This window comes from Ornithinimicrobium sp. CNJ-824 (assembly GCF_001942405.1).
In the GTDB taxonomy this organism is placed as follows: Bacteria; Actinomycetota; Actinomycetes; order Actinomycetales; family Dermatophilaceae; genus Ornithinicoccus; species Ornithinicoccus kibberensis.
Genome location: NZ_MKKA01000062.1, coordinates 16,392 through 37,280, shown reverse-complemented (window position 1 = coordinate 37,280; position 20,889 = coordinate 16,392). Strand labels below are relative to the sequence as shown.

General features: G+C 72.5%; 16 protein-coding genes and 1 pseudogene. 11 read left to right on the top strand and 6 right to left on the bottom strand.

Annotated features, from left to right (window positions below; translation table 11 throughout):
- Window positions 1-423 precede the first annotated feature (423 nt).
- The gene (dnaB, locus tag BJF81_RS16195; protein ID WP_075959204.1) at window positions 424-3,963 is read left to right on the top strand and encodes a replicative DNA helicase; all 3,540 of its coding nucleotides are present in this window, start codon (window positions 424-426) and stop codon (window positions 3,961-3,963) included.
- A 60-nt stretch (window positions 3,964-4,023) separates the two neighbouring features.
- Here dnaB and BJF81_RS16190 read toward each other — a convergent pair whose 3' ends face one another.
- Window positions 4,024-5,406 carry a short-chain fatty acid transporter gene (locus tag BJF81_RS16190; protein ID WP_075959203.1) on the bottom strand — a complete coding sequence of 461 codons (1,383 nt, stop codon included), beginning with the start codon at window positions 5,404-5,406 and terminating at the stop codon, window positions 4,024-4,026.
- Between the two features lie 233 nt (window positions 5,407-5,639).
- Between BJF81_RS16190 and BJF81_RS20075 the strand changes: the two genes are divergently transcribed.
- Entirely contained in the window at window positions 5,640-7,307 is a 1,668-nt protein-coding gene (locus tag BJF81_RS20075; RefSeq protein WP_237770306.1) for a cation-translocating P-type ATPase, read from the top strand.
- Window positions 7,277-8,353: an HAD-IC family P-type ATPase gene (locus tag BJF81_RS20070; protein WP_237770305.1), complete on the top strand. Its 1,077-nt coding sequence runs from the start codon at window positions 7,277-7,279 to the stop codon at window positions 8,351-8,353. The genes BJF81_RS20075 and BJF81_RS20070 overlap by 31 nt, the downstream gene beginning before the upstream one ends.
- On the opposite strand, the gene BJF81_RS16180 is transcribed toward BJF81_RS20070, so the two are convergent.
- Window positions 8,322-8,759 (bottom strand): iron chaperone, encoded by a 438-nt coding sequence (locus tag BJF81_RS16180; protein ID WP_075959202.1) that lies wholly within the window; start codon window positions 8,757-8,759, stop codon window positions 8,322-8,324. The two genes, BJF81_RS20070 and BJF81_RS16180, sit on opposite strands and share 32 nt — an antisense overlap.
- Before the next feature lie 44 nt (window positions 8,760-8,803).
- Here BJF81_RS16180 and BJF81_RS16175 point away from each other — a divergent pair.
- Together BJF81_RS16175 and BJF81_RS16170 are read left to right on the top strand one after the other, a co-directional pair.
- A pseudogene (locus BJF81_RS16175) lies at window positions 8,804-11,172 on the top strand (excinuclease ABC subunit UvrA).
- Window position 11,173: 1 nt separating this feature from the next.
- A complete protein-coding gene (locus tag BJF81_RS16170) occupies window positions 11,174-11,803 on the top strand; it encodes a class I SAM-dependent methyltransferase (protein ID WP_075959201.1) in 630 nt (209 codons plus the stop codon).
- Between the two features lie 68 nt (window positions 11,804-11,871).
- Here the strand turns inward: BJF81_RS16170 and BJF81_RS16165 are convergent, their stop codons facing one another.
- The gene (locus BJF81_RS16165) at window positions 11,872-12,822 is read right to left on the bottom strand and encodes a LysR substrate-binding domain-containing protein (protein WP_269087357.1); all 951 of its coding nucleotides are present in this window, start codon (window positions 12,820-12,822) and stop codon (window positions 11,872-11,874) included.
- Between the two features lie 126 nt (window positions 12,823-12,948).
- Between BJF81_RS16165 and BJF81_RS18230 the strand changes: the two genes are divergently transcribed.
- On the top strand, window positions 12,949-13,125 hold the full coding sequence (locus tag BJF81_RS18230; protein WP_158068714.1) for a hypothetical protein: 177 nt from the start codon (window positions 12,949-12,951) through the stop codon (window positions 13,123-13,125).
- Between the two features lie 88 nt (window positions 13,126-13,213).
- Here BJF81_RS18230 and BJF81_RS16160 read toward each other — a convergent pair whose 3' ends face one another.
- On the bottom strand, window positions 13,214-13,492 hold the full coding sequence (locus tag BJF81_RS16160; RefSeq protein WP_075959200.1) for a DUF7218 family protein: 279 nt from the start codon (window positions 13,490-13,492) through the stop codon (window positions 13,214-13,216).
- Between the two features lie 63 nt (window positions 13,493-13,555).
- On the opposite strand from BJF81_RS16160, the gene BJF81_RS16155 reads away from it, so the two are divergent.
- The 3 genes from BJF81_RS16155 to BJF81_RS16145 are packed head-to-tail and all read left to right on the top strand — an operon-like array spanning window position 13,556 to window position 17,525.
- Entirely contained in the window at window positions 13,556-14,026 is a 471-nt protein-coding gene (locus tag BJF81_RS16155; protein ID WP_075959199.1) for an SRPBCC family protein, read from the top strand.
- Window positions 14,023-15,792 carry an FAD-dependent oxidoreductase gene (locus BJF81_RS16150; protein WP_075959198.1) on the top strand — a complete coding sequence of 590 codons (1,770 nt, stop codon included), beginning with the start codon at window positions 14,023-14,025 and terminating at the stop codon, window positions 15,790-15,792. The genes BJF81_RS16155 and BJF81_RS16150 overlap by 4 nt, the downstream gene beginning before the upstream one ends.
- A 53-nt stretch (window positions 15,793-15,845) precedes the next feature.
- Window positions 15,846-17,525, top strand: coding sequence for an FAD-binding protein (locus BJF81_RS16145; RefSeq protein WP_075959197.1), 1,680 nt, complete (start codon window positions 15,846-15,848; stop codon window positions 17,523-17,525).
- Here BJF81_RS16145 and BJF81_RS20065 read toward each other — a convergent pair.
- Window positions 17,423-17,977 (bottom strand): hypothetical protein, encoded by a 555-nt coding sequence (locus BJF81_RS20065; protein ID WP_075959196.1) that lies wholly within the window; start codon window positions 17,975-17,977, stop codon window positions 17,423-17,425. The genes BJF81_RS16145 and BJF81_RS20065 overlap by 103 nt on opposite strands.
- A 141-nt stretch (window positions 17,978-18,118) precedes the next feature.
- Window positions 18,119-19,333 (bottom strand): RimK family alpha-L-glutamate ligase, encoded by a 1,215-nt coding sequence (locus BJF81_RS16135; protein WP_075959195.1) that lies wholly within the window; start codon window positions 19,331-19,333, stop codon window positions 18,119-18,121.
- Between the two features lie 25 nt (window positions 19,334-19,358).
- Here BJF81_RS16135 and BJF81_RS17795 point away from each other — a divergent pair, with 25 nt between their 5' ends.
- Complete coding sequence (locus tag BJF81_RS17795; RefSeq protein WP_075959194.1) at window positions 19,359-19,847, top strand: ATP-dependent zinc protease family protein; 489 nt, start codon at window positions 19,359-19,361, stop codon at window positions 19,845-19,847.
- Entirely contained in the window at window positions 19,847-20,866 is a 1,020-nt protein-coding gene (locus tag BJF81_RS16125; protein ID WP_075959193.1) for a succinylglutamate desuccinylase/aspartoacylase family protein, read from the top strand. The genes BJF81_RS17795 and BJF81_RS16125 overlap by 1 nt, the downstream gene beginning before the upstream one ends.
- Window positions 20,867-20,889 lie beyond the last annotated feature (23 nt).

Here is a 20,889-nt window from a genome sequence, read left to right as displayed (position 1 = left end):
GAGTGCTGCACCGTGCGGGTGCTTCCCGATGGATTAGCACTCTTGCTTCTAGAGTGCCAAACGTCGGCGGGGTGCGCATCTCTTCCCGGCCGCTGGTGTGGTGTGGGCGACACGCCCGAGGTGGTGCCGGAGGGCGGTCCTGAAACTTTCTGGGCCGAGTTCTTCTCCACAGGGTGTGGGTGGAGAAGGCGCTGGTCAACAGGTGTGGGGATGCTGTGTCGCACCGTCGTCCACAGGCCTCGTCCACAGCTGTGCGCAGGCCCGTCGCGTGTCGTCCACCGGCGTTCCACATCCCCTCCACAGGCTGTCCACAGGGGCGTCTTGGGGGAGGTCCGCGTCCGGCGTACCGTGGCGCGCTGTGGGTCTGTCGGTGGGTCGTGGTGACGTGGTCGCAGAGCCGGACGGGCGAGAGCAGGAGGGCACATGTCGCTGAGCGAGCTGGAACGGGCGTACGGGGCTCCGGGGGAGGGGTCGCCCGAGGAGCGGCTCCCGCCGCAGGACGTGGCCGCGGAGGAGAGCGCCCTGGGGGCCATGCTCCTGTCCAAGGACGCCATCGGCGAGTGCTCGGAGATCATCAAGCCCGTCGACTTCTACCGCCCGGCCCACGAGCGGATCTACGAGGCGGTCGTCGACCTGTTCTCCCGGGGGGAGCCGGTCGACGCGATCACCGTCGCCGACGAGCTGACCAAGCGGGGCGAGCTCAGCCGGATCGGCGGCACGGCATACCTGCACCAGCTCATCGCCGGGGTCCCCACCGCGGCCAACGCCGCCTTCTACGCCGAGATCGTCGCCGAGCGGGCGGTCCTGCGCCGCCTGGTCGAGGCGGGCACCCGGATCGTGCAGATCGGCTACGGCGGCGGTGACGTCGAGGAGATCGTCAACACCGCGCAGGCCGAGATCTACGCGGTCGCCGACAAGCGGGGCGGTGAGGACTACCACGCGCTCGCCGACCTCATCCAGCCCACGACCGACGAGATCGAGCACAACGCCTCCTCCACCGGGGAGATGGTGGGTGTGCCGACCGGGTTCAACGAGCTGGACGAGCTGACCAACGGCCTGCACCCGGGGCAGATGGTGATCGTGGCGGCCAGGCCGGCTGTCGGCAAGGCCCTGGCGCTGGACACGCCGCTGCCGACGCCGTCCGGCTGGACAACGATGGGCGAGGTGCGGGTGGGGGACCAGCTGCTCGGAGCCGATGGGCGACCGACCACCGTAGTGGCCGCCACCGAGGTCATGCACGACCGGCCCTGCTACGAGGTGGAGTTCTCGGACGGGTCGGTCATCACGGCCGACGCCGAGCACCTGTGGGAGACCAGCACCCGGGCAGAGCGTCGCGGTCTGCGTGAGCATTCGAGCAGCGTCCGAACGACCGCTGAGATCGAGCGCACCTTGAGGTGTGAGACGGCGGACTCCAGGCTCAACCACAGCGTCGCCCTAGGTGGGCCGTTGGATCTCCCTCAAGCCGAGCTGCCTCTGTCACCTTATGTTCTTGGCGCGTGGCTGGGAGACGGTGAGAGTGCCGGTGCCCGGATCACCAGCAACGACCCCGAGATCCTGGTGCATCTCGAAGCCGAAGGCGTCGAGGTACGTCCTCAAGGCAACATGCTCTACTCGATGGTCCTGCCCCGGGGAGCGGTCCTGCCGCGAGTCTGCCTGGTGTGTGGGTCCTCGTTCGTGCCTCGTGCGACGCACGTCCTCACTTGCGGTCGAAGCTGCGGTGGCCGCTCTAAAGGTTTGGCTCCCCGGCGCGAACCTTCCTGCCCGGACTGTGGATCGCCATCCAGTGGAACTGGGCGCTGCCGTTCGTGCTACCACGACCATGGCTCCGTCAAGGCGCTCCTTCGCAAGGCTGGCGTGCTCGGGAACAAGCACATTCCCACGTGCTACCAGCGGGCGAGTGAGTCCCAGCGTCGTGCCCTCCTCGCAGGCCTGCTGGACACTGACGGGACGGTGTCGGCCCAAGGTTGCCCGCAATTCACGACGACGTCCGATCGTCTCGCGGACGACGTCTACGAACTTGTCGTGGGGCTGGGCTACCGCTGCGGCCGGAGCAGGAAGTCGGTTCGGGGTCGGTCGGTCCAGTCGTCGACGGCCCACACGCTGACCTTTTCCGCTGATGAGGACGTTTTCCGGCTCGAGCGCAAGCGGCTCGCTCACAAGGACCGGAGGGCACGGTCGTTCCATCGTCGCGACTCCCGGTTCATCACCGCGGTCCGTCGGGTGGGCAGCGTGCCCGTCCGGTGCGTGCAGGTCGACAACGACCGGCAACTATTCCTCGCCGGCCGGTCGATGATCCCGACGCACAACTCGACCTTTGCCCTGGACATCGCCCGGGCTGCGGCGATCAAGCACAGCCTCCCGACGGTCGTCTTCTCCCTGGAGATGAGCCGCACCGAGATCACCATGCGCCTGCTCTCGGCCGAGTCGGAGATCCCGCTGCAGAACATGCGCAAGGGCAACATGCGCGACCGGGACTGGACGCGGTTGGCGGAGACCCAGGGTCGCATCCACGGTGCGCCCCTGTTCATCGACGACTCGCCCAACATGTCGCTGATGGAGATCCGTGCCAAGTGCCGCCGCCTCAAGCAGCGCAACGACCTCAAGCTCGTCGTCGTGGACTACCTCCAGCTGATGAGCTCGGGCAAGCGGGTCGAGTCCCGTCAGCAGGAGGTCGCCGAGTTCAGCCGGGCGCTGAAGCTGCTCGCCAAGGAGCTCGAGGTCCCGCTCATCGCCCTGTCCCAGCTCAACCGTGGCCCTGAGCAGCGGACCGACAAGAAGCCCCAGATGAGCGACCTTCGTGAGTCGGGGTGCCTGACGGCCGACACAAGGATTCTCCGGGCCGACACCGGGGCCGAGGTGACCATGGGCGAGCTCTACGAGTCTGGTGAGCGGGACGTGCCCGTGTGGTCCTTGGACGAGTCGCTGCGCTACGTCCGGCGGCACCTGACCCACGTCTTCCCGACGGGCACACGGCCGGTCTTCCGTCTCACGCTGACCTCCGGCAAGACCGTCCGCGCCACCGAGAACCACCCGTTCCTGACCTACGACGGTTGGAAGCAGCTGGGCGACCTCCGTGCGTGCGACAAGATCGCGGTGCCCAGGCACTTGCCCGCCCCCGACAAGCACGAGCCGTGGAGCCACGACGACCAGGTCCTGGCGATGGCACGAGACCTCGACAGCGGACGGTTCGACGCGCTGCCCGACAACGCCGCGCACATGTCGAAACGCCAGATCGCGCTGCTCATCGGTTCGCTCTGGGCGAGGGGCGGGTCGGTGCGCCTGGAAGACGCACGGATCGTGGTCGAGTGGCATGGGGAACGGGGCCTCGCCGACGACATGTCCAGACAGCTGCTGAGGTTCGGCATCAGCACCCGGCTGTCGACCCGGGCAGGACTGACGGTCCTGTCCGTCCAGGACAAGGACGACCAGAGGCGGTTCCTGCGCGAGATCGCGCCGCTTGTCGACCTCGGGCCGGACGTTGCGCCCGCACTGGCATTCGTCGAAGCGGGCGACACCCGGGCGGAACCGCGCCCGGTCCTAGCTGAGCCCGCTCCCTTGTGGCAGGAGATGGCCCAGATCCTGCAGCTGGAGACGGATGGTGGCGCGCTGAGGACGGTGGCTGAGGTCCTGGACAGCGAAGACCTGGATCTCGCCGCCGTCAACGACGTCCTCTTCGACGACGTCGTGTCCGTCGAGCTGGACGGCGTCGAGGAGGTCTTCGACGCGACGGTCCTGGGCAACCACAACTTCGTGGCCAACGGCATCGCCGTCCACAACTCGATCGAGCAGGATGCAGACGTCGTCATCCTGCTCCACCGCGAGTCGATGTACGAGCGCGAGTCACCCCGCGAGGGGGAGGCGGACGTCATCGTGGCCAAGCACAGGAACGGCCCCACGGACACGGTCGTCGTGGCGTTCCAGGGTCACTACTCCCGGTTCACGAACATGGCCAGCAACTTCTGAGCGCGGTCGCCCCGACGAGGCCGTACGGCGACTGATCGACCGGCCAGCCGGTCGCCCTTCTCAGACCCCGGCGCCGATGAGCAGCAGAACGGTGGCGAAGACGAGTCCGGAGGCGATCAGGGTGACCATCGTGTAGCCGAGGATGTCGCGCATCTTCAGGCTGGCGATCGCCAGGACCGGTAGCGCCCAGAACGGCTGGATCATGTTGGTCCACTGGTCGCCGTAGGAGATCGCCATGATCGCGACGGAGGGGTCCACGCCCAGGCGTGCCGCGGCGTCCAGCATGACGGGGCTCTGCACGGCGAACTGGCCGCCCCCGGAGGGGACGAAGAAGTTCACGACTCCCGCCGACAGGAAGGCGAGCACGCCGAACGTGGTCGGGTTGGCGACGCTGACCACCCAGTCGGAGAAGACGGTGATGAGGCCGGTCGTGGCCATGATGCCCATGATCCCGGCGTAGAGGGGGAACTGCAGGAGGATCTCGCCGACGTTGGAGGCGGCGTTCTTGACCAGCGCGATCAGCTCGAAGGTGTTGCGCACGAGCAGGAGGATCAGCGCCAGGAAGGTCCAGTTGACGATGTCGAGGGTGAGCGTGCCGCCGTTGGCGAAGTGCAGTCCCAGGTAGGTGGTGAGAGCCAGACCCACCAGCAGCGTCACCACCCGGCTCGCGTCGACCCGGTCGGCCGGCGTGACGACCTCGTCGTCCAGGTCAGCGTCGTCGTCCCGTGCGTCGAACCCCAGCTCGATGACATCCTCGCCCTCGCGCGGTGCGACCAGGGCCAGGGCGATGCCGACGACGACGATGGTCGCGGCGGCGGCGGCGATGTTCCACCAGGTGAAGATCGTGTCCCCGACGGGGATGGTCCGACCGAGCTGCTCGGCGATGAAGGACCCCTCGGTGGCCGCGGTGAGCGGGCCCGAGGCCGAGTAGCCCATGTGCCAGATCACGTAGCCGGAGTAGCCGGCGGCGACAAGCATCGGGAAGTGCAGCCGCAGGCCACGTTCACGGCCCTGGGCGGCTACCTCCTTGGCGAGCAGGACTCCGACGACGAGACCGAGTCCCCAGGTGATCAGTGAAGCGAGGGAGGCGACGACGAAGACGAAGAGGTAGGCCTGCAGCACCGTCCTCGGCACCCCGCCCAGCCGGCCCAGCAGCTTGCGGACCGGGCCGGTGTTGGCCAGGGTGTGGCCCAGCAGCAGGATCAGGGCCATCTGCGTCATGAAGGCCAGCAGCCCGGCGAGGCCGTCGCCCCAGCCCGTGATGACGTCGACCGGCCCGGCGTCGGTGAGCAGCAGGGCAGCGACCGCCACGACGAAGGTCAGGACGACGGCGAAGACGAACGCGCTCGGGATGAACCGCTCCACCAGGGAGTTGACCGGGCGCATCACCCGGGCGAGCGGGGCGGAACTCCTCTTCTGGGCCTCGGGCGCAGATGCGGACATGGGGGCACTCCTCGGAACTCACAGGGACGGGACGGCGGGCCCAGGGGCGGCAGGCCGCCCGACGGGTTCCACGACGCGGCGACCAAACAGCGCAGCCCGGGGCCGTGGGCGGAGGTTGGTCGCGCGTCTCCAGCGGGCCTCGACAGGGGCCTGCCGATTGCGTTCCATCGAGACGGGTGCCGCCCGCCGCCGAACCCTGCTCTGGAAGAATGGGGCCCGAGGAGTTGAGCCCGGTGCCCGACACGACGCAGTCCGCCCCGTCCCCCGTCCCTCCTGGGCCCGGCTGGCACGGGGTCGGCACCGAGGACGCGCTCGTGCACCTGGCCTCCACGCCGGACGGTCTCACCGACGGCGAGGCCGCCCGTCGCCGGGACGAGTGGGGCGCCAACGTCATCGACGTCGCCGAGGCCACGCCCTGGTGGAAGGTCCTGCTGCGGCAGTTCGTCAGTCCGCTCATCGGGATCCTCGTCATCGCGGCGGTCGTCACCGCCCTCCTGCGCGAGTGGGTCGACTCCGGGGCGATCCTCTTCATCCTCCTGCTCAACGCCGGCATCGGCTTCTGGCAGGAACGCAGGGCGGAGAAGGCCGTCCAGGCGCTGCGCAATCTCACCGTCCCCACGTGCCGGGTCGTCCGGGCCGGGGTCGTCCGGAGAGTCGAGACCGCCGAGCTGGTGCCCGGGGACGTCGTCCCGCTGGAGAGCGGGGAACGGGTCCCGGCGGACCTCCGCCTCATCGACACCGCCGACCTGCGCGTCGACGAGTCGTTGCTGACCGGCGAGGTGCATCCGGTGGGCAAGGGCGTGGAGGCGCTGCCCGACAGCGAACGCACCGAACGCACCAACCTGGCCTACGGTGGCACGCTGGTCACCTCCGGCAGGGCTCGGGGTCTCGTCGTGGCGACGGGGGACCGGAGCGAGCTGGGCCAGATCAGCGAGCTCGTGCAGATCACGGACACGGTGTCCCCGCTGCAGGTGCTGACCCACCGGCTCGAGCGGCGCATCGGCCTGGTCGTGGCCGTGGCCTCCGTGGTCGTCTTCACCCTGGGCGTGCTCCTGGGCTACACCCCTTCGGAGATGTTCCGCACCGCGGTGGCGCTGGCGGTGGCCTCCGTCCCCGAGTCGCTGCCCATCGTGCTCACCGTGGCGATGAGCCTGGGGGTGGCCCGGATGGCCCGGCACAACGCCATCGTCCGCTCCCTGCCGGCCGTCGAGACCCTGGGCTCGACGACCCTCATCGGCTCGGACAAGACCGGCACCCTGACCATGAACCGGCTGACCGTCCAGGCCGTCTGGTCCCCGGCCGGCACCGTGGACGGACGGGCCGGCGCGCACGCCCTGCAGGGTGCCTCACCGGCCGTCCGGGCCGGCGCGCAGGACGTGCTCCGCACCGGCGCGCTGACGAACGAGGCCGTCCCCGACCAGCAGCACGCCGGGCACCTGCAGGGGGACGCGGTCGATGTCGCCTTCGCGCTCGCCGCCCTGCGGTCCGGTGCCGTCACCGAGGAGGAACGGTCGCGAGCACCCCTGGCCGACCTGCCCTACGAGCCGCACCTGCGGCTGTCGCAGACGGTCCGCACCGCGCACGACGGCAGCCGGGTGCTGCACGTCAAGGGTTCGCCCGACGTCCTGGTCGGGCTCTCCACCCGGATGGCAGGACCCGACGGCCCGGTGCCCCTGGACACCGGTCTGGTCGAGGAGGTCAACGAACGGATGGCCCGGGAGGGCCTACGGGTGATCGCCACGGCGCGACGGGTGCTCGCCGCCGACGAGCCGGTGCCCGCCGACCTGCCCTGGCCGCAGGGCCTGACCTTCCTGGGCCTGGCGGGCCTGGAGGACCCTCCTCGGGAGGGGGTGCCGGAGGCGGTCGCGAGGTGCGTCGGGCCGGCGTCCGGGTCACGATGATCACCGGCGACCACCCGAGCACGGCCTCGGCCATCGCCGCCCGGGTCGGGCTGGACACCACCCACCCGCCGGTCACCGGCCACGAGATCGCCCAGCTCGACGACGCCGCGCTCACCGACCGCCTGCGCGTCAGCGACGTCGCCGCGCGGGTGACCCCGCAGGACAAGCTGCGGATCACCCGGCTGCACGAGGAGCGGGGCGAGGTCGTCGCGGTCACCGGCGACGGGGTCAACGACGCCCCCGCCCTCAAGGCCGCCTCGATCGGGGTGGCCATGGGGCGCTCGGGCACCGACGTCGCCCGCGAGGCCGCCGACATCGTCCTGACCGACGACAACTTCGTCACGATCGTGGGAGCGGTCCGGCAGGGGAGGGTCACCTTCGCGGCGATCCGCAACGCGACCTTCTTCCTGCTCACCACCGGTCTGGCCTCCCTCGTGGCCGTGTCCACGAACGTCGTGGCCGAGGGGCCCCTGCTGTTCCTGCCCGTGCAGCTGCTGTTCATCAACGTCGTCACCAACGGGCTGCAGGACATCGCCCTGGCCTTCGAGCCGCCCGAGGGCAACGAGCTCGCCCGACCGCCCCGGCCGCGGGACGAGGGGGTGCTGTCCGCGGCGCTGTGGCAGCGCCTGCTCGTCACCGGGCTGTGGCTGGCCGCCTCCATCCTGGTGACCTTCCAGTGGGCCCTGGCCCAGGGCTACGACCTCGAGCACGCCCGCACCCTGGCCATCACCCTGTTCGTGTGGATGAACTTCTACCTCGTGGGCACCGCACGCTCGGAGCACCACTCGATCCTCGCCATGAACCCGGTCGGCAACCGGGTGCTCATCGCCAGCGCGCTCGGGGCCCTGCTGCTCCACTGGGGCGCGACCGAGTGGGGTCCTGCGGCCGGACTGCTGGGCTTCGTCCCCCTCTCCGCCCAGGAGTGGGCCGCCTGCGCGGTCCTCGGCGCCACCGCGATGGTCCTGCCCGAGGGGCACAAGCTCTTGGTCTGGTGGCGCCGTCGCCGGGACGCAGTCAGCCCAGCGCCCTCCGCAGCAGCTCGGTGATCCGCTCCTTGACCTCCGGCGTGAGCCGGGTGACCGCGAACGACGTGGGCCACATGTCCCCGTCGTCCAGCGCCGCCCCGTCGTTGAACCCCACCGTGGAGTAGCGCGTCCCGAACTTGCCCGCGGGCTGCATGAACAGCAGGATCTCCCCGTCCTTCGCCCACGAGGGCATGCCGTACCAGGTGCGGCCGTCCAGCTCGGGCGCGGTCCGGGAGACGAGGGTATGCAGTCCCGCCGCGATCGCGCGGTCCTGCCCCGGCATCTCCTCGATCACCTCGAGCAGCTTCTCCAGGTCCGTGGCCTTCTTGCGGCCACCCTTCTCGGCCCGCAGCTCCTCCGCGCGCGCCTTCATCGCCTCCCGCTCGGCCTCGCTGAAGCCTCCGGCCTGGTCCTTCGTCCCGGACATCTCTGACTCCCTCGTCCGTCGGTGCCGGCTGCCATGATCGGGGGATGACCGTCCCCGCCGACTCCCACGACACGATCCGCGTCCGCAACGCCCGTGTCAACAACCTGCGCGGCGTCGACGTCGACCTGCCCAAACGACGGCTGACCGTCGTCACGGGCGTCTCCGGCTCGGGCAAGTCCTCCCTGGTCTTCGGCACGATCGCCGCCGAGTCCCAGCGGCTCATCAACGAGACCTACTCCACCTTCGTGCAGTCCTTCATGCCGCCGTCGGCCCGGCCGGAGGTGGACCACCTCGAGAACCTCACCGCCGCCATCGTCGTCGACCAGGAGCGCATCGGCGCCAGCGCCCGCTCCACCGTCGGCACCGCCACCGACGCCCTCACCTACCTGCGGGTGATCTTCAGCCGGCTGTCCGAGCCGCACGTCGGACCGACCTCGGCCTTCTCATTCAACCTGGCCTCCGCGTCCGGCCGCGGCACGATGACGGTCGAGAAGGGCGAGGCCCAGGCCGAGGTCCGCGAGTTCTCCACGATCGGCGGCATGTGCCCGGCCTGCGAGGGGCTGGGCACGATCGCCCGGATCGACCCCGACACCTTCCTCGACCGGGACCGCTCGCTCAACGAGGGTGCGATCGACGCGCCCAACCTCGGGGTGGGCAGCTGGATGTGGCGCAGCTACGCCGAGAGCGGGCGGATCGACCCCGACAAGAAGCTGCGCGACTACACCGACCAGGAGTGGGACTGGCTGCTGCACCAGCCGGCGACCAAGGTCAAGGTCGCCGGCATCAACATGACCTACGAGGGCCTGGTCACCCGGTTCCGCCGCAGCTGGTTCGGGGACGTGGAGCCCAAACAGGCGCACGTGCGCCGGTTCAAGGAACGGATCGCCACCACCGGCCCGTGCCCCGAGTGCGACGGCACCCGGCTCAACGAGGCCGCCCGCACCGCGACCGTGCACGGCCGCACCCTGCCCCAGTGCTCCTCGGACGAGCTCGGCGACCTCCTCGCCTGGGTGGAAGGACTCGACGAGCCCTCGGTCGCCCCGGTCACCAAGGGGCTGGCCGGCGTCCTGCGCTCGATGATCGACGTCGGGCTGGGCTACCTCTCGCTCGACCGGGCGACCGGCACGCTCTCGGGCGGGGAGGGTCAGCGCGTGAAGATGGTGCGCCACCTCGGCTCCGCCCTCACCGACGTCACCTACGTCTTCGACGAACCCACGGTCGGGCTGCACCCGCACGACATCGCCCGGATGAACCAGCTCCTCCTCCAGCTGCGCGACAGCGGCAGCACCGTCCTCGTCGTCGAGCACAAGCCCGAGGTCATCGCCCTGGCCGACCACGTCGTCGACATCGGCCCCGGCGCCGGGGACGACGGCGGACAGGTGGTGTTTGCCGGTGCTCCCGACGGTCTGTCCGCCTCCGGGTCGGTGACGGGGGAGTGGCTGGACCACCATCCGAGCCTGCGCACCCAGGTGCGCCAGCCCACGGCATACCTGCAGATCCGGGGCGCACCACCAACAACCTGCGCGACGTCGACGTCGACGTCCCCCTGGGGGTGCTGGTCGCGGTCACGGGGGTGGCGGGGTCCGGCAAGTCGTCGCTCGTGCACGGGTCGCTCTCCGGGCGCGAGGGTGTCCTCATCGTCGACCAGTCCGCGATCCGCGGGTCGCGACGGTCCAACCCGGCGACCTTCTCCGGGCTCCTCGACCCGGTCCGGACGGCGTTCGCCAAGGCCAACGGGGTGCCGGCCTCGATGTTCAGCCCCAACTCCGAGGGGGCCTGCCCCGTCTGCCGGGGCCAGGGGGTCATCTGGACCGACCTGGTCATGGTGCACGGGGTGAGCACGCCGTGCGAGGAGTGCGGCGGCCGGCGCTTCCGGCCCGAGGTGCTGGAGCACCGCCTGCACGGGCTGACGATCGCCGAGGTGCTGGACCTCTCGGTCGAGGACGCCTCGGCGGTGTTCACCACGGGCAAGGCCGCCACCGTGCTGCGCCGGCTGCTCGACGTGGGGCTGGGCTACGTCCGTCTCGGGCAGCCGCTGACCACCCTCTCCGGCGGCGAGCGGCAGCGGCTCAAGCTGGCCGCCCAGCTGCGGGAGGCCGAGGTCGTCGTGCTCGACGAGCCCAGCAGCGGGCTGCACCTGGCCGACACCCACCGGCTCGTGCAGATGCTCCACGGGCTCGTCGACGCGGGGACCTCGGTCATCGTCCTGGAGCACAACCTGGCGGTGGTGTCCCAGGCCGACCGGATCGTCGACCTGGGTCCCGGCGCCGGACACGAGGGAGGCAGGATCGTCTTCGAGGGCACCCCGCAGGAGATGGTCGACGGCTCGGACACGCTGACCGCGCAGCACCTGCGGGCCGCGGTCGGCGCCGGCCGGGACCCACGTGCCGCCGGACCCGAGAAGGAGGACTGAGGTGGAGGCCAAGGACTGGGACGAGCGGTATGCCGCGTCCGACCAGGTGTGGACGAGCGACCCCAACCCGTGGGTCGAGGAGGTCGTGGGGCCGTGGCCGCCCGGCCGGGCCCTGGACGTGGCCGCCGGCGAGGGCCGGCACGCCCTCTGGCTGGTCCGGCGGGGATGGACGGTGGACGCCGTCGACTTCTCCGCGGTGGCGGTCGACCGGATGCGCGAGCTGGCCGGGCAGGTCCTTGCCCCCGAGGAGCAGGACCGCCTGCGCACGGAGGTCGGCGACGCGACCGAGCCGGCGGACACGGGGGGCGGGGGCTACGACCTCGTCCTGCTCGTCTACCTCCAGCTGCTCCCGGGGCCGTGGGAGGCGGCCCTGGCCCACGCGGTCGCGGCCACGCGCCCGGGAGGGCGGGTCGTGGTCGTGCTGCACGCGCGCCGCAACCTGCAGGAGGGCACGGGCGGACCTCAGGACCCGGCCGTCCTGCGCGACCCGGAGCACGTGGTGGCCGAGGCGGGCCGTCTGCCCGTCGAGGTCGAGGTGGAGCGGGCCGAGCTCCGCGAGCGGCCCGTGGCCGACGCCGCCCGGCCCGCGCTGGACACCCTGGTGGTGCTGCGGGTGGCCGACCCCACCTGAGTCGCGGACCCGGGGCCGTGGGCCCGGCCCGGCCGGCCCGGCGCAGGGACCGCCGCCGGCGGGACGCCTCAGCCGTCGTCGCGGGCCGGCGAGTTGGGCAGCTCCTCGCGCTCCTGCCAGACCGCGTCCAGGGCCGCCACCGCGGCCTCGACCGCGGGGCGGCGGGCGCTGGCCTCGCGGTGGACGGCGTGGATCCGACGGGTCGGCGCCTCCACCAGCGGGGTGGCGACCACCTCGTCGGGCAGCACCTCCCGGCCGAGCCGGGGCAGCAGGCAGATGCCGAACCCCTCGGCCACGAGGGTGACCCGGGTGTTCACACTGTCCACCGTCGCCCCGATCCGGTGCGGGAGCGAGCGCTGGGCGAAGGCCTCGAGCAGCCAGTCGCTGAAGACCCCGGGGGTGTCGTCGATCCACACGCGCCCGCCGAGGTCGTCCAGGTCGACGCCGTCCGGGCCCAGCTCCAGCGGCTCGTCCCGGAGCGTGACCAGGTCGACCGGGTCCAGCCCCAGCAGGTGGGCCTGCAGGCCACGCCGCGGCGAGGCGTGCCGGTCGGTCCAGTCGTGCACGACGACCAGGTCGACCTCTCCGCGCAGCAGCGCGGGGATCGACTCCTCGGGCGAGTGCTCGCGCAGGGTGATCTCCAGGTGGGGGTGCCGCTCAGTCAGGCGGGTCACGGCCGGGGCGACCAGGCCGCGCAGCGCCGTGGCGAAGGCGGCCACCACGAGCGGGCCGGAGACCTCCTCCTGCAGGGTCTCCAGCTCGGCCCGGGCCCGCTCGTCGAGGTCGACCACCCGCTCGGCCAGCCGGACGAGGACGTCGGCCGCGTCAGTGGGCACGAGGTTGCGGCCCTGGCGGACCATGACGGGCTGTCCGACCTCGCGCTGCAGACGGCTCAGCTGCTGGCTGACCGCCGAAGGTGTCAGCCGCAGCCGGTCGCCGCCGCGAGCACGGTGCCCTCCTCGACGACGGCCTGCAGCGTGCGGAGGTGGTCCGGGTTGAACATGTAGCGATTCTGACAGGTACCGACCAGAAACCGTGACTTGTCCTTACGTCAGACCCCTGTCAGGTTGGTGACAGATCACCCGCCCGGCCGGTCCGGGAGGTGGTCGACCGTCGTCCCCGACCATCTCCAAGGAGGTTGACCCATGCTCGAACTGACCCTGCTGGTCGTCCTGTCCCTCGTCGCCCTGCTCGCGATCGGCCACGCCGCCGGCGCCCGTGAGCACTCCCCGGCCGGTCTCGGGCGTGGCGTCGCCCGCGGCACCCAGGTGCTGACCCGGACCGGCGCCTCCTGGCGCCCGGTGGAGCACCTGCGCGGCTGAGCCGCACCGGGCCCGCAACGGGCCCGGCCCCGACGCGACCGGCGTCGTCCTCGACCACGAGGACGGCGCCGGTCCCGTCGTCCCGGCGCTACTTCCGCAGGGCCTCGATCAGCTCGTCCTTGGTCATCGAGGACCGCCCCTCGACGTCGAGCTCGCGGGCGCGCTCCTGCAGCTCGTCGACGGTCCACTCCTCGTAGGCCTCGCTCTCGCCGCCCCGGCGCCCCACCTCCTCCCGGGAGCTGTTGGCCGCCGCGTTGGAGATCGCCGCCGCCTTCGACTTGCTCGCGCCGTCCTCGCGGAGCGACTCGTACATCTCCGGGTCCTTGACGCTGGGCCCGGGGTCCTGGTCCTTCTTCTTCTCGGCCATGCCTCCACTGTGGCGCAGCGGGCCGACGACCTCCACCCGGGACGCCGGTGCGACCCTTGACCCATGAGCACCGACCGGGTCAGCGTCACCCGCACCATCCCCGCCCCCGCCGACCGGATCTTCGCCGTCCTGGCAGACCCGGCACGCCACGCCGAGATCGACGGGTCGGGCACCGTCACCGCCGCCCGCGGCGGGTCGCGCACCCTCCGGCAGGGCGACAGCTTCGGCATGGACATGCGGTGGGGCCTGCGCTACGCCACCCGCAACGAGGTGGTCGAGCTCGAGCCCGACCGGGTGATCGCCTGGCGGACCCTGGCCCCGTTCCCGCTGCGGCTGCTGTTCACCGGCCGGACCTGGCGCTACGACCTGCGCCCGGTCGAGGGCGGCACCCAGGTCACCGAGACCTGGGACGTGAGCACCGAGGCCCCGCTCGGCCGCCCCGCCGTCCGTCGCCTGGCCGACAGCACGCGCCGGTCGATGGAGCGGACGCTGGAGCGCCTGGAGGCCGTGGTCGCGGACGGGCACCAGCGGTGACCCGTCCGGCGCCGACGCCCGAGCACACCGACGTCCTCGTCGTCGGCAGCGGCTTCGGCGGCTCGGTCGCCGCGCTCCGGCTGCGCGAGAAGGGGTATGCCGTCACCGTCCTGGAGGCGGGGCGCCGGTTCGCCGACGAGGACTTCGCGGCCACCTCCTGGGACCTGCGCCGCTTCCTGTGGGCCCCGGCGCTGGGCCTGCGGGGCATCCAGCGCATCCACCTGCTGCGCGACGTGCTCGTCCTGGCCGGCGCCGGGGTCGGCGGCGGCTCGCTGAACTACGCCAACACGCTCTACCGGCCCCGCTCGGACGCCTTCTTCCGCGACCCCCAGTGGGCCAACGTCACCGACTGGCGGGCCGAGCTGGACCCCCACTACGACACCGCCGAGCGGATGCTGGGCGTGGTGACCAACCCGACCCTCACGCCCATCGACGCCCTCTACCGCCGGGTCGCCGAAGAGATGGGGGTGGGCGAGACCTTCCGTGCCGCGCCCGTCGGCGTCTTCTTCGGCCGGGACGGTGCCCTCGAGCCCGGCGTGGAGGTCGACGACCCCTACTTCGGCGGGGCCGGCCCGCGCCGGCGCGGCTGCCTGGAGTGCGGCGAGTGCATGGTCGGCTGCCGGCACGGGGCCAAGAACACCCTCGTCAAGAACTACCTCTTCCTCGCCGAGCGGCTCGGCGCCCGGATCGTCCCCGACACCACGGTCACCCGGATCCGGCCCCGGCCGCAGGGCGGCTACGTCGTCACCACCGTGCCCACCGGGACCCGGCTGACGCGCCTGCGCCCGGGAGCACGGCATACCCGCACCGCCGACCACGTGGTCCTGGCCGCGGGCGCCTGGGGGACCCAGCACCTGCTCCACCGCCTGCGGCGGGACGGGGACCTGCCCCACCTGTCCGACCGGCTGGGCGAGCTGACCCGGACCAACTCCGAGGCCCTCCTGGGTGCCACCCGCCCGCGGGACGCCGCCGGACCCGACCTCACCCGCGGGGTGGCGATCACCTCCAGCTTCCACCCCGACGAGCACACCCACGTCGAGCCGTGCCGCTACGGGCGCGGCCAGAACGCGATGGGCCTGCTCAGCACCCCGTTCCTGGCCGACGGGGACGCCGACCCCGGGACCTCGGGGACCGCCGCCCGGGTGCGCCGGGCCGGCCGGTGGCTGCGCGCCGCCGCCGCCGACCCCGGGGGGCTCGTCGACCACGTGCTCGGGCTGTCCCGCTGGTCGGAGCGCACGACGATCGCGCTCGTCATGCAGACCCTCGACAACTCGATCACCGTGCGGGCCGGGCGCGGTCCGCTGGGCCGCTACCGGCTCACCTCGGGCCCCGGCCACGGGGCGCCCAGCCCGACCTGGATCCCGGTCGCCCACGAGGCCGTGCGGAGGATGGCCCGGCACCTGTCCGGCCGGCCCGGCAGCGCCGTCGGTGACGTCCTCGACGTGCCGATGACCGCCCACTTCCTCGGCGGCTGCGTCATCGGCGACTCGCCGGCCGCGGGCGTGGTCGACCCCTACCACCGGGTCCACGGCCACCCCGGGCTGCACGTCGTCGACGGCTCGACCATCTCGGCGAACCTCGGCGTCAACCCCTCGCTGACGATCACCGCGCAGGCCGAACGGGCGATGTCGATGTGGCCCTGCCGGGGCGAGCCCGACACCCGGCCGGCCCCGGGCCAGGGGTATGCCGTGGTGCCGGCGGTCCCTCCCTCCGCCCCGTGGGAGCAGACCCTCCCCGCCCTCCCGGCCGGCGGCGTTCCTCGGTAGAGTGGACCATCCGGACACGGCTGTCCGGATGGTCGACCCGAGGAGAAGCGCCCATGGACACCACCGCACCTGAAGACCGGGGCCCGCGCCGGCACAGCTACGACGTCGTCGTGGTCGGCTCCGGCGCCGCCGCGTTCGCCACCGCGATCGGCGCGGCCGACCGCGGGCTGACCGTGCTCATGCTCGAGAGCACCGACAAGTGGGGCGGCAGCACCGCCATGTCCGGCGGCGGCCTGTGGATGCCCGACAACCCGCTCATGCGCCGCGACGGCGCCGGGGACTCCCGCGAGGAGGCCCTGACCTACCTGGAGGCCACGGTGGGGGACGAGGGCCGGGCCACCTCCCGGGAGCGCAAGGAGGCCTTCGTCGACGGCGTCGGCGACTTCGTCGACCTCACCGAGCGCTACGGCGTGCAGTGGGCGCGGGCCAAGGACTACCCCGACTACTACCCCGAGCTGCCCGGCGGGAAGATCGGCCGCGGCATCGAGGCCCGGCCCTTCGACCTGGACCGCATCGGCGACGCGGCCAAGACCCTGCGGCTGCTCATGGCGCTGCCGCTGATGACCGACGACGTGTGGCAGATCGGCCGGGCCTGGTCGACCGTGGGCGGCATGACCCGCGGCGTGCGGGTCGTGGGCCGCATCCTCGGCGGCCTGGTCCGCGGGAAGAAGCTCGCCGGCATCGGCGCCGGCCTGGCGGCCTCGCTCTACGACGTCGCCGTGCAGCAGCTCGGCGTGGAGCTGTGGCTCGACAGCCCGGTCGTCGACCTGGAGGTCGAGGACGGCCGCGTCGTCGGGGTCGTCGCCCGGCGGGACGGGGCGGAGGTGCGCATCGGCGCCCGGCGCGGCGTCATGCTGGCCGCGGGCGGCTTCGACCACAACGAGGACTGGCGGCAGAAGCACCACGGCATCGACGGCGACCCCTCCGGCGCCCCCGGCAACCTGGGGCAGGTCCACGCGCTCGCCGCCCGCCACGGGGCGGCGCTGGAGCTCATGGACGACGCCTGGTGGGGCGCCTCGGTGGCCCCCGTCGGCGACCACGACCCGGGCTTCATCGTCGGGGAGCGGGCGCTGCCCTACACGATCATGGTCGACGCGCAGGGGCGGCGGTTCGCCAACGAGGCGGAGTCCTACGTCGACCTGGGCCACCACATGCTCGAGCACGACAAGGACGGTGCCTACTGGATCATCAGCGAGGCCCGCCACGCCCGTCGGTACCTGCGCAACTACGCCCTCGACCCGCGGGCCAACAAGAAGCTCGAGGAGGCCGGCCTGCTCGTCAAGGCCCGCACCCTGGCCGAGCTGGCCGACAAGGCCGGCTTCGACCCGCAGGTCTTCCGCGAGCAGGTCCAGCGGTTCAACGGGTTCGCGCGCTCGGGCGTCGACGGCGACTTCGGCAAGGGCAACTCGGCCTACGACCGCTACTACGGCGACCCGACCGTGCGGCCCAACCCGTGCCTGGGGGCGATCGAGAAGGGCCCGTTCTCGGCCTACCGGGTCGTCATCGGCGACCTCGGCACCAAGGGCGGGGTCCTCACCGACGAGCACGCCCGGGCGCTGCGCGAGGACGGCTCGGTCGTCGAGGGTCTCTACGCGGCCGGCAACGTCTCCGCCTCGGTCATGGGCCGCACCTACCCGGGGCCGGGCTCGACGATCGCGCCCGCCTCGGTCTTCGGCCTGCGGGGCGCCCGCCACATGGCCGTCGCCGCGGAGGACCTGGTCGCCTCCGCCTGACCCGGCCGGTCAGACCTGGGGCCCGTCGGGCGGGGCCAGTCCCCGCCGACGAGGGCCAGGGCGCGGTATGCCGTGGCGCGCCGCTCCCGCTCGTCGCCGAGCCGGTGCACCGCGCCGTGGACCATCGTCAGCACGAGCATGACGTCCGGGACCGTCAGGCCCGCGTCCACGCGGCCCTCCGCCGCGGCCAGCGCGAGCGGCTCGGCGAGCAGCGCCGCCAGCTCCTCGGCCGGGACCGTGCCGCCCACCTCGCCCCGGGGGCCGAGCGCGGCGTCGAGGAAGCCGCCGGTGTGGACCAGCTGGTCGACCACCGCCCGCCACAGCACGGCGAAGCCGTCGGCCCCGGGGTGGTCGGCGGCCAGGGTGCGCAGCCGCTCCATGCTCCGGGCCACGACGGCGGCGGCCAGGTCCTGCCGCGTGGGGAAGTGCCGGTACAGGCTGCCCTGACCCACCCCGCGGCGCGCGCGACCGCCGAGAGCGGCACGTCATACCCCTGCTCGGAGAAGAGCCGCTCGGCGGCGTCGACGAGCGCCGCCCGGTTGCGTCCGGCGACCGCCGGTCCCCGGTTGCTGCGCGGCGACGGGGCTGGCGGATCAACCACCGGCCGGCAGCTCCGGGACGACGTCGTGGATCGGCTCCTTGGGCAGGCGGCGCACCCGCTTGGGGCGGCGCCGACGCGCGGGGATGAGCGAGCGCATGCTCTCGTGGCGGCCGAAGCACAGCAGCCGGTCCCCGTCCTCCAGCACCTTGGTCGCCCCGGGGTTGGGCACCACGCGGGTGCCCCGGTGCAGGGTGAGCACCTGCACGTCCTTCTCCCGCAGCCCCGAGTCGCCGATGGTCCGGCCGACCAGCTCGGAGCCGGCGAGCACCGCGATCTCGGCCACGCCGTAGCCGGTCGAGACCGCCAGCCGCTGCCGCACGTCGATGTCGGGGAAGTCGGCCTGGTCGGCGATGTAGTCCACGACCGCGCCGGCGACGTCCAGCCTGGTCGCGGTCTCGATGCCCTGCAGGCCGGGGGAGGAGTTGACCTCCATGACGAGCGGCCCGTCCCGGCCCTCGAGCATGTCGACGCCGGCCACCCGCAGGCCCATGATGTGCGCGCTGCGGACGGCGATCTCGGCGTAGGCCGGGTCGAGGTCGACCGCCTCGACGGACCCGCCGCGGTGGACGTTGGAGCGGAACTCCTCGCCCGTGGCCCGCCGGCGCATCGCGGCCACCACGCGGTCGCCGACGACGAGGGCCCGCACGTCGGTGCCCTTGCTCTCCCTGACGAAGCGTTGCATGAGCACCTGGTGGTTGGTGCCGTGCAGCGTCTCCACGATCGCCTCGGCGACCTTGGCCTCCGGCGCGAGGATGACCCCGATCCCCTGGGTGCCCTCCAGCAGCTTGAGCACGACCGGGGCCCCGCCGACCATCTCGATCGCGTGCGGGATCTCCGAGCGGTTGCGCACGAGCACGGTCGCCGGCATCGGGATGCCGTGGCGCGAGAGGATCTGGCTGGCGCGCAGCTTGTCCCGGCTGTTCATGATGCCGTTGGCGGTGTTGGGCGTGTAGACGTCCATCTGCTCGAACTGCCGCACGACGGCGGTGCCGAAGTAGGTCACCGACGCGCCGACCCGGGGCAGCACCGCGTCGTAGGTCGACAGGGGACGGCCGCGGAAGTGCAGGTCCGGCTCGAGGCCGGACAGGTCGATGCCGAAGCGCAGCGTGTCCAGGACCTTGACCTGGTGGCCGCGGTCGAGGCCGGCCGTGCGCAGCCGCTGGGTGGAGTAGGCGCGCAGCGACCGCGAGAGGATGGCGAGCTTCATCGGGTGTTCCTGACAAGATGGGGACGTGCCTGGGCAGACCCATGAAACCACCCCGCCGAAGGTCGTCGTCGGCTGGCGCGAGTGGGTGCGCATCGACGCCGTGGGTGTGCCGTGGATCAAGGCCAAGGTGGACACCGGTGCGCGCACCTCCTCGCTGCACGCCTTCGACCTGAGGACCTACGAGGTCGAGGGGCGTCCATGGGTCCGCTTCGACGTCCACCCCTGGCAGGTTGGCGCCGACGACGCGGTCACGGTCGAGCTGCCCGTCCACGACGAGCGGGTCGTGCGCAGCAGCTCCGGCCACGAGGAGACCCGGTATGTCGTGCTCCTCCAGCTCGTCCTCGGGCACCGTTCGGTGGAGGCCGAGGTGACGCTGACCGACCGCGACGAGATGGGCTTCCGGATGCTCGTCGGGCGGGAGGCCCTCGTCCAGGGCTTCCTCGTCGACCCGGTGCTCTCCTACGCCGGCGGGCGGCCCGAGCGGACCGTGCGCCGCCGGAACTGGGGCCGGTAGTGGCCGCCGCGCGCCGCCGGCCCCGTCCCTCCTTCGCCATCGGGTCCGTCCGGGTCCGCGCCGGCTCGCGGCAGGAGGTGTCCCTGCCGATCAGCCGCCTGGTCACCGGGGCCGAGGTCAGCCTGCCGGTGCACGTGCTGCACGGCCGGGAGGACGGCCCGACGGTGTGGGTGGACGCGGCGATCCACGGCGACGAGGTCGTCGGGATCGAGGTGATCCGGCGGGTGCTGGCCCAGGTGTCCGCCCGGCGGATCCGGGGCACGCTCATCGCGGTGCCGATCGTCAACGTCCTCGGCGTGATGTCCCGGGACCGCTACCTGCCCGACCGGCGCGACCTGAACCGCAGCTTCCCGGGCGCAGCCCGCGGCTCGCTGGCCGCCCGGATCGCGCACCTGATGATGACCGAGATCGTGGCCAAGAGCGACGTCGGGATCGACCTGCACACCGCCTCCGACCGGCGCTCCAACCTGCCCCAGGTCCGGTGCGACCTGGAGGATCCGCGCACGCGGGAGCTGGCCGAGGCCTTCGGCGCCCCGGTGCTCTACCACGCCCGGCTGCGGGACGGGTCGTTGCGCTCGGCCGCCCGGGAGCGCGGGGCCCGGGTGCTGCTCTACGAGGCGGGGGAGGCCTGGCGGTTCGACGAGTGGGCGATCACCGCCGGCGTGGACGGTGTCCTGCGGGTCCTGCACGCCCTCGGCATGCTGCCCGAGGACGAGCAGGTGGTCCCGCCGGGCGGTCCGAGCGTGGTCTGCTGGCGCAGCGGCTGGGTGCGGGCCCGGCGGACCGGCATCCTCGGCCTGGGGGCCTCCCTGGGTCAGCGGGTCGTCGAGGGGGAGCGGCTGGGGGAGCTGCACGACTCGTTCGGCCGGCGGCTGGCGATCGTCAAGGCCGACCGGGACGGCATCGTCATCGGCCGCACCGAGGCGCCGCTGGTCAACAGCGGTGACGCGCTGGTGCACATCGCCTCCAGCGACCCCGAGGAGGAGCCGGAGGGGGGGAAGGTCCCGGTCATCGGCTGACGTCGGCGTCGTCCTGGGCCTGC

Bases quoted from the DNA above. Each gene is read 5' to 3' on its own strand.
- dnaB (WP_075959204.1), top strand. From the start codon at position 424: ATGTCGCTGAGCGAGCTGGAACGGGCGTACGGGGCTCCGGGGGAGGGG.
- BJF81_RS16190 (WP_075959203.1), bottom strand. From the start codon at position 5,406: ATGTCCGCATCTGCGCCCGAGGCCCAGAAGAGGAGTTCCGCCCCGCTC.
- BJF81_RS16180 (WP_075959202.1), bottom strand. From the start codon at position 8,759: ATGTCCGGGACGAAGGACCAGGCCGGAGGCTTCAGCGAGGCCGAGCGG.
- BJF81_RS18230 (WP_158068714.1), top strand. From the start codon at position 12,949: ATGCTCGAACTGACCCTGCTGGTCGTCCTGTCCCTCGTCGCCCTGCTC.
- BJF81_RS16160 (WP_075959200.1), bottom strand. From the start codon at position 13,492: ATGGCCGAGAAGAAGAAGGACCAGGACCCCGGGCCCAGCGTCAAGGAC.
- BJF81_RS16155 (WP_075959199.1), top strand. From the start codon at position 13,556: ATGAGCACCGACCGGGTCAGCGTCACCCGCACCATCCCCGCCCCCGCC.
- BJF81_RS16145 (WP_075959197.1), top strand. From the start codon at position 15,846: ATGGACACCACCGCACCTGAAGACCGGGGCCCGCGCCGGCACAGCTAC.
- BJF81_RS16135 (WP_075959195.1), bottom strand. From the start codon at position 19,333: ATGAAGCTCGCCATCCTCTCGCGGTCGCTGCGCGCCTACTCCACCCAG.